Here is a 7,152-nt window from a genome sequence, read left to right on the forward strand (position 1 = left end):
GCGGCCTCCAGGGCGAGCAGGTGGGTGTCGAGGTGGGCCAGGGTGTCGTCCTTGACCGCGGCCGCCTGCACGCGCAGGTCCTCCCAGTCCTCGACCTCGGCGACGACGCGGGCCCGCTTCTCCCGGATCGTGCTCGTCGCGTGCGCCAGGTTGCGCCGCAGCTGGGGGTCGGCGAGGGCCTCGCGGGCCGCGACGGGGAACGGGGGCATCCCGACGAACGTGCGCGGCATCGCCTCAGGCCACCCCCGCCGGGTCGTCGGCGGTGGCCGCGAGCACCTCGGCCAGGTGCAGGGTGCGCACCCCGGCCCGCTGCCGCGACAGCAGCCCCCCGACGTGCATCAGGCACGAGGCGTCGCCGGCCACGAGGACCTCCGCGCCGGTCTCCCGGACGTGCCGCGCCTTGTCCGAGCCCATCGCCACCGAGACGTCGGCGTTCTTCACCGCGAAGGTCCCGCCGAACCCGCAGCACTCCTCGGCCCGCGGGAGCTCGACGAGGTCGATGCCGCGGACCGCCGACAGCAGCCGCCACGGCCGGTCCCCCACCCGGAGCATCCGCAGCGAGTGGCACGTCGGGTGGTAGGTGACCCGGTGCGGGAACGACGCCCCGACGTCGGTGACCCCGAGGACGTCGACGAGGAACTCGGACAGCTCGTACGTGCGTGGGGCCAGGTCGGCCACCGCGTCGGCCAGCCGGTCGTCCCCCGCCCGCTCCGCCACGAGCCGACCCTGGTGGCGCACCGACCCCGCGCACGACCCCGACGGGACGACGACCGCGTCGTAGCCCGCGAAGGCCTGCACGGTCGTGCGCACGAGGGGGACGGCCTCGTCGAGGTAGCCGGTGTTGACCATGGGCTGGCCGCAGCAGGTCTGCGCCTGCGGGACCTCGACGTCGACGCCCAGCCGCCGCAGCAGGCGCACCGTCGCGCGGGGCGCGTCGGGGAACATCGCGTCCCCGAGGCACGTCGCCATCACCGCCACCCGCACCGGCACCACCTCCTGGTCGCGCCCACGATGCCACGACGGGAGGACACCGCGGCCGTCCCGCACGCCACCGAGGACGGCCGGCACGCCGGGCGGGCCGGAATGGTCGGCGGCCGGTGCTCGTTGCCGCGATGGACAGACCCGAGCCGGGGCCGCCGACGAGAGGGACACCATGAGCCGCTGGACGTACGACGAGATGCCCGACCTCACCGGACGGCGCGCGCTCGTCACCGGCGCGAACTCGGGCATCGGGCTCGTCGAGGCCCGCGAGCTGGCGACCCACGGGGCGGACGTCGTCCTGGCCGTTCGCAAGACCGGCGCCGGCGAGGAGGCCGCCGAGCGCATCCGCCGCACGGGCGCGCCCGGCCGGGTCACCGTCGAGACGCTCGACCTCGCCTCGCTGGCGTCCGTCCGGGCGCTGGCCGAGCGGTTCGAGGACCCGCTGGACCTGCTCGTCAACAACGCGGGCGTCATGACCCCGCCGCGCTACCGCGAGACCGAGGACGGGTTCGAGCTGCAGTTCGGCACCAACCACCTCGGCCACTTCGCGCTCACCGGGCTGCTGCTGCCGCACCTGCTGCAGACCTCGGCGCCGCGGGTGACCACGGTGTCGTCCATCGCCCACACCGCGAGCGACGGTGAGGTCGTCGGAGGCAACCCGCGCGAGACGTACTCCCCGCAGACCGCGTACGGACGCTCCAAGCTCGCCAACCTGCTCTTCGCCCAGGAGCTGCAGCGCCGCGCCACCGCCGCGGGCTCGCCCCTGACCTCGACGGCCGCGCACCCCGGCGTCGCCTCGACCAACCTCATCGCGAGCCCCGACGGCATGGGCTCGGTCCCGGTGCTGGGCACGGTGCTGCAGCTGGCGACGAAGGTGCTCGTGCCCGGTCCGGAGCGGGGCGCCGAGGCGGTCGTCCACGCCGCCACCGTCGCCGCGCCGGGCAGCTACGTCGGGCCGACGGGCTTCCGGGAGACCCGCGGGCCGGTCGGGCCCGCCGCCCGCTCGACCCTGGCCCGCGACGAGACGCTCGCCGGGCTGCTCTGGGAGCGCTCGGAGGAGCTCACCGGCGTCATCTTCTCCTTCGCCGGGGAGCCCTCGCCGCGCTCCTGAGCCGTCCCGGTGTCGGCCGGCGATGTGAGGATGTCGCCATGCGCGTCTTCCTCACCGGCGGTTCCGGCAAGGCCGGCCGTCACGTCGTCCCCTACCTCCTCGAGCACGGTCACACCGTCACCAACGCCGACCGGGCGCCGCTGGGCCTGGCCGGGGTCACCGACGTCGACGTCGAGCTGACCGACCTGGGTCAGGTCGTCTCGGCCCTGCGGATGCCCGCGGACGACGGCGACCTCGAGGGCGAGTCCTTCCCGGGGTACGACGCGGTCGTCCACCTCGCGGCCATCCCCCGGCCCGGCCTGCGCGCCGACTCCGAGACCTACGGCAACAACGTGCTCTCGACCTACGCCGTGCTCGAGGCCGCCCGGCTGCTCGGCATCGGCAAGGCAGTGTTCGCCTCGTCCGAGACGACGTACGGCATCTGCTTCGCCCAGGGCGAGCGCAAGCCCGTCTACGTCCCCGTCGACGAGGAGCACCCGACCGTCCCGGAGGACGCCTACGCCACCTCCAAGGTGGCGGGCGAGGTCACGGCCCGCTCCATCCAGGCGCGCTCCGGCGCGGACGTGTACGGCCTGCGGATCAACAACGTCATCGAGCCGCACGAGTACGCCGAGCTGTTCCCGGCCTTCCTCACCGACCCGGCGAAGCGGCGGCGCAACATCTTCGCCTACATCGACGTCCGGGACCTCGGGCAGGCGATCGACCGGTGCCTGCAGACCGACGGCCTCGGTTTCGAGGTGTTCAACATCGCGAACGCCGACCACTCGGTGGCGACGCCGACCTCGGAGCTCGTGGCGGAGTTCTACGACGGGGTGGAGGTCCGCCGCGAGATGGGCGAGACCGAGACCTTCTACTGCATCGACAAGGCCCGGCGGCTGCTCGGGTACGAGCCGCAGCACTCCTGGCGCGACGTCCTCGAGGACCCGCTGGCCGGCTGAGCGCGGGGCCCTCGGCCACCTGCCGGTGCACGTCAGCCGCGCAGGCTCCAGCGCTGGAACCCGATGCCGCTCGGCCAGGCCGCGGCCTCGCCGCTCGGCCAGGCCGCGGCCTCGAGGAGCCGGGCCCCCTTCAGCGAGAGCCCGTCCGGGAAGAGGTGACGCCCCTCCCCCTGGACGACCGGGTACTGGAAGAGCCGGACCTCGTCGACCAGCCCGAGCTCGAAGAGGGCGTGGGTGAGGCGGACCGAGCCGGTGCAGACGATGTCGCCCCCGTCGGCGGCCACGAGCTCGCGGACGGCGGTCGGCCAGTCGCCGTCGAGCACGGTCGTGACGTCACAGTCCGGCGCGGTGAGGGTGGCGGAGACCACGTACTTCTCCACCCGGTCGAGGTAGTCGCTGACGCCGGTCGCGTCCTGCGGGCGCCGGACCCGGCTGCGACCGCGCCGCCGCCCCGGCGGTCCTGAAGCCCGCGGGCGGCCCGCGCCGCCGGTGACGGTCGGCTGCTCAGCGGGCGAAGGTGAGGTGGAGGACGCCCGACGGTGCCGCCTCGGCCGTCACCTCGTACCCGTCCTCGAGGCCGCGCAGGCCCTCCCAGAGGTTCGTCCCCCGGCCGAGGAGGATGGGGGTCACGGCGACGTGGAGCCGGTCGACCAGGCCGGCCGCGAGCGCCTCGCGCACCAGCGAGACGCCCCCGGAGAGCCGCACGTCCGCGCCGTCGGCGACGTCGCGGGCCCGGTCGAGGGCCTCGGCCAGTGGGGCGTCGAGGAAGGTGAAGGTCGTCCCGTTCTCGAACTCGAGCGTGGGCCGCGGGGCGTGGGTCAGAACGAGCACCGGCCCGCCGAACGGCGGCTCGTCGCCCCACCACCCCGTCCAGTCCGGGTCGTCGGGGAAGGTGTGCAGCCCGAACATCCCGGCGCCCATGACATGGGCGCCGACGCCCCGCAGGGACTCCCGGACGTGGTCGTCGTCGACGCCGGTCGTGCCGGAGCCGTCGGTCGCGTGGAGCACGCGCTCGCGGAAGGTCCGGGTGGCGGTGTAGTGCTCGACGAGGCGCATCCAGTCGGCGCCGACCGGGTCCTGCGGCGTCTGGTCGGTCGTCGTGGCGTAGCCGTCCACCGAGACGTTGAGGTCCACCCGTACGGTCATGTCGTCCCCCTCGCTAGTTGCAATGTCGAAGCAGTTGCATCGTAGGACTAGAATGCGACGATGCGCAACAGGTCGACCGCCTCCGAGACCGCCGGGAAGCGGTCCGGGTGCGCCATCAACGCCGCCGTCGAGGCCCTGGGCGACCAGTGGTCGGTCCTGGTCCTGCGGGACATCGCGTTCGGGGACCGCCGCTACTTCCGCGAGCTGCTCACCGGGTCCGAGGAGGGGATCGCCTCGAACATGCTGGCCGACCGCCTGCGGCGCCTCGTGGACGCCGGCCTGCTGACGCGCGAGGACGCGGCCCGGGGGCAGCGGGTCCGGTACAGCCTCACCGAGGCGGGCATCCGCACCCTGCCGGTCCTGTACGCCCTCGGTAACTGGGGCCTGGACTGGCGCTCCGGCACCCCGGCCCTGCGCACCCGCCAGGAGGTGATGCGCGCCGCCGGTCCGCAGTTCGTCGAGGACCTCATGGACGAGCTGCGGGTGCGCCACCTGGGCGCCGCACCCACCGTCACGGACGGACCGACCCCCAGCGAGCGGCTGCGGGCCGCCTACGAGGCCGCGCTGACAGGCCCCGAGCACCCCACGGCGGCGAGCACCTCCGCGCCGGGCGGCGGCTAGGCTCCGCGCGTGGGGGACGACGGGAGCGACGCGGGCGACCCGGCCGGCGCGCGGGACACCCGGCCGGGCTGGACGGTGACCGCCCCCTCGTCGCCCGGCGAGCACGTCGAGGACGTCCTGCGGCTCTACCTGGCGGCCTTCTCCGGTCCGCCGTGGCACGCCGAGGTGGACGGGGCGGAGGCTCGTCGCCCGACGCTGACCGCGCACCTGGGCCGCCGCGACGTCGAGGTCCTCGTCGCCCACGACGACGACGGGCGGCTCGTGGGCGTCACCTACGGCTGGCCCGGGGCGCCGGCGCCGCCCGACGGCTTCCACCGCGAGGTGGCCGACGCCCTGGACCCCGAGGACGCCCGGCGCTACCTGTCCGCCGACGCCTTCGAGCTCGTCGAGCTCATGGTCGACCCGGCCGTGCAGGGACAGGGGCTCGGCCGGGCGCTGCTGCGGACCGTCGTCGGCGGCCGGCCGGCGTGGCTGCTGACCCACCCCGAGGGCGCGGGAGTGCGCCTGTACGCCGCCACCGGGTGGCGTGACGCCGGCGGCTTCACGGACGCGACGGGGACGCCCCTGCGGGTCCACGTGCGCCCGGCCGCGGGCTGAGGACGTCGCCTCGGCCCGACGACTCCAGCGGGCCGATCGGTCAGCCCGCGGTGTGCCGGACGAGCGCCTCGAGAACCGTCGGCAGCTGACGCGGCGTGGGGTGCCCGTGACCACCGCCCGGGAGCACGAGCAGCGTGGCGTCGGGGATCTCCGCCGCGAGCGCCTCGCCGTGCGCGAGGGGGAAGAGCGGGTCGTCGGCGCCGTGGACCACGAGCGTGGGGACCGCGAGGTCGCCGAGGTCGAACGTCGCCTCCCCCTGCCCCACGACGAGCAGGTGGTTGGTCGCGCTCGTCGGGTCCGCCGCCCGCTCGACGGCGTGCTCGGCGACGGTCCGCGCCGCCGCCTCGTCGAACCCCTCGCCGCCGGCGTACGGGCGCTCGGCGTCGACGAGCATCCGGACCAGCCCGTCGCGGTCGCCGACATCGGGCCGGGGAGGCTCCTCCTCGAAGGTGGCGGCGACCTCCGCGGTGGGGCCGGCAGCGGGGCGGGGTCGCGCCTGCGGCCGGCGGCCGAGGTCGACACGAGGGTGAGGGTCCGCACCCGGTGCGGGTGCCGGGCCGCGACCTCCTGGACCAGGCCGCCTCCCATCGACGCGCCGACCAGGTGCGCCCGCTCCAGCCCGAGGTGGTCCAGCACGCGCACCAGGTCGTCCGCGAGGTCGGCGGCCGAGTAGCCGGGCGACCCTGCCGGCCAGGCCGTCGACCGCCCGGTGTCGCGGTGGTCGTAGCGGACGACGAAGCGACCGTCGTCCGCCAGGCCGGTGCACAGCTCGTCGGACCAGGCGTGCATCGCCGAGGCCGCGCCGGCCACGAGCAGGACGGGCGGGTCAGCGGGGTCGCCGAAGGCCTGGAGGCAGAGCCGGACCCCGTCGAGGTCGGCGACCTGCTCGGGTGAGGCGGTGGCAGGGCCGTCGACGAGGTGGCGGGTCTGCCGGGGGACGTCCCCGCGGTCGAAGACGAGGACCTTCTCCGGCTCCACGCGCAGCACCCGGACCGGGCCGTGGAGCCCGGCGAAGCCCTCCGTTCCGACCTCGAAGATCCACCTCCCGTCCCAGCGGTCCGCCCAGGCCTCGGCGAGCCGGTGCAGTGCGGCCCGGTCCCGGACCGGGTGGGCGAGCCCCTCGAGGACGACGTCGCTGCCGCCGTCCCACCGCTCGCTCCCCCCGCCGACCATGACGGTGACCCGGGGGTCCCGGTCGAGGTTGCGGGCCTTCTGCTCGGTGACGCCGGTGCAGAGGTGCAGCGCGCCGTCGAGCCAGACCGTGACGAGCGGGGTCAGGTGCGGCGGGTGGCCGGGGCGGTGCGTCGCGACCCAGGACACCTCCGCCCGTGCCAGCAGGTCGGTCGCCCGCTGCCAGGAGCCGGGGCCGGCCCCGGGGTCGCCGAACCGGGGGTCGACGCTCGTGTGGATCGTCGTGCTCGTCGCCGACAGCGGGCGCTCCCGTCCCATGTGGTTGCTTTCTGCAATCACTCAGACCGTAGAGGTAGTGATGCGTTCTCGCAACCACTCGCTGCGGCGACGCCACGGCGGGCGAGACCGCACGTAGGCTGTCGGCATGAGTCTGCGCTCGACGACCATCGACCGGATCGACGGCGGGTTCTTCGACGTCCTGGTCGTCGGCGGGGGGATCAACGGGGCGGTGTCCGCGGCGGCGCTGGCCGGCCGTGGAGCCTCGGTGGCGATGGTCGACCGGGGCGACTTCGGCGCCTTCACGAGCCAGGAGTCGAGCAACCTCGTCTGGGGCGGCTTCAAGTACCT

At 75.1% G+C, this 7,152-nt stretch carries 9 protein-coding genes and 3 pseudogenes; 5 read left to right on the plus strand and 7 right to left on the minus strand.

What is annotated here, in order from left to right; genetic code table 11:
- A pseudogene (locus EPD83_RS19375) lies at positions 1-230 on the minus strand ((4Fe-4S)-binding protein); the annotation flags it as partial.
- 4 nt (positions 231-234) lie between these two features.
- Positions 235-969, minus strand: coding sequence for a (Fe-S)-binding protein (locus EPD83_RS19380; RefSeq protein ID WP_205859622.1), 735 nt, complete (start codon positions 967-969; stop codon positions 235-237).
- Positions 970-1,153: 184 nt separating this feature from the next.
- On the opposite strand from EPD83_RS19380, the gene EPD83_RS19385 reads away from it, so the two are divergent.
- Positions 1,154-2,092, plus strand: a complete 939-nt coding sequence (locus tag EPD83_RS19385; RefSeq protein WP_128368298.1) for an oxidoreductase — start codon at positions 1,154-1,156, stop codon at positions 2,090-2,092.
- Positions 2,093-2,130: 38 nt separating this feature from the next.
- Entirely contained in the window at positions 2,131-3,030 is a 900-nt protein-coding gene (locus EPD83_RS19390) for an NAD-dependent epimerase/dehydratase family protein (RefSeq protein ID WP_128368299.1), read from the plus strand.
- 32 nt (positions 3,031-3,062) lie between these two features.
- Here EPD83_RS19390 and EPD83_RS19395 read toward each other — a convergent pair whose 3' ends face one another.
- Positions 3,063-3,410, minus strand: coding sequence for a dihydrofolate reductase family protein (locus tag EPD83_RS19395; protein WP_165567027.1), 348 nt, complete (start codon positions 3,408-3,410; stop codon positions 3,063-3,065).
- Positions 3,411-3,534: 124 nt separating this feature from the next.
- The gene (locus EPD83_RS19400) at positions 3,535-4,176 is read right to left on the minus strand and encodes a dihydrofolate reductase family protein (RefSeq protein ID WP_128367658.1); all 642 of its coding nucleotides are present in this window, start codon (positions 4,174-4,176) and stop codon (positions 3,535-3,537) included.
- Between the two features lie 60 nt (positions 4,177-4,236).
- Here EPD83_RS19400 and EPD83_RS19405 point away from each other — a divergent pair, with 60 nt between their 5' ends.
- On the plus strand, positions 4,237-4,797 hold the full coding sequence (locus EPD83_RS19405) for a winged helix-turn-helix transcriptional regulator (RefSeq protein WP_128367656.1): 561 nt from the start codon (positions 4,237-4,239) through the stop codon (positions 4,795-4,797).
- 9 nt (positions 4,798-4,806) lie between these two features.
- On the plus strand, positions 4,807-5,394 hold the full coding sequence (locus EPD83_RS19410) for a GNAT family N-acetyltransferase (protein WP_128367655.1): 588 nt from the start codon (positions 4,807-4,809) through the stop codon (positions 5,392-5,394).
- 40 nt (positions 5,395-5,434) lie between these two features.
- Here EPD83_RS19410 and EPD83_RS19415 read toward each other — a convergent pair whose 3' ends face one another.
- The 3 genes and pseudogenes from EPD83_RS19415 to EPD83_RS21110 all read right to left on the minus strand — a co-directional run.
- Entirely contained in the window at positions 5,435-5,788 is a 354-nt protein-coding gene (locus EPD83_RS19415; RefSeq protein ID WP_128367654.1) for an alpha/beta fold hydrolase, read from the minus strand.
- Positions 5,789-5,952: 164 nt separating this feature from the next.
- Positions 5,953-6,183 (minus strand): annotated as a pseudogene (locus EPD83_RS21105) (alpha/beta fold hydrolase); the annotation flags it as partial.
- A 180-nt stretch (positions 6,184-6,363) separates the two neighbouring features.
- Positions 6,364-6,843: pseudogene (locus tag EPD83_RS21110) on the minus strand (pyridoxamine 5'-phosphate oxidase family protein); the annotation flags it as partial.
- A gap of 106 nt (positions 6,844-6,949) precedes the next feature.
- Between EPD83_RS21110 and EPD83_RS19425 the strand changes: the two are divergent.
- The coding region (locus EPD83_RS19425; RefSeq protein ID WP_128367653.1) for an FAD-dependent oxidoreductase at positions 6,950-7,152 on the plus strand (203 nt) is incomplete at its 3' end.

The organism is Phycicoccus flavus, assembly GCF_004025965.2.
GTDB classification, from domain to species: domain Bacteria; phylum Actinomycetota; class Actinomycetes; order Actinomycetales; family Dermatophilaceae; genus Phycicoccus; species Phycicoccus flavus.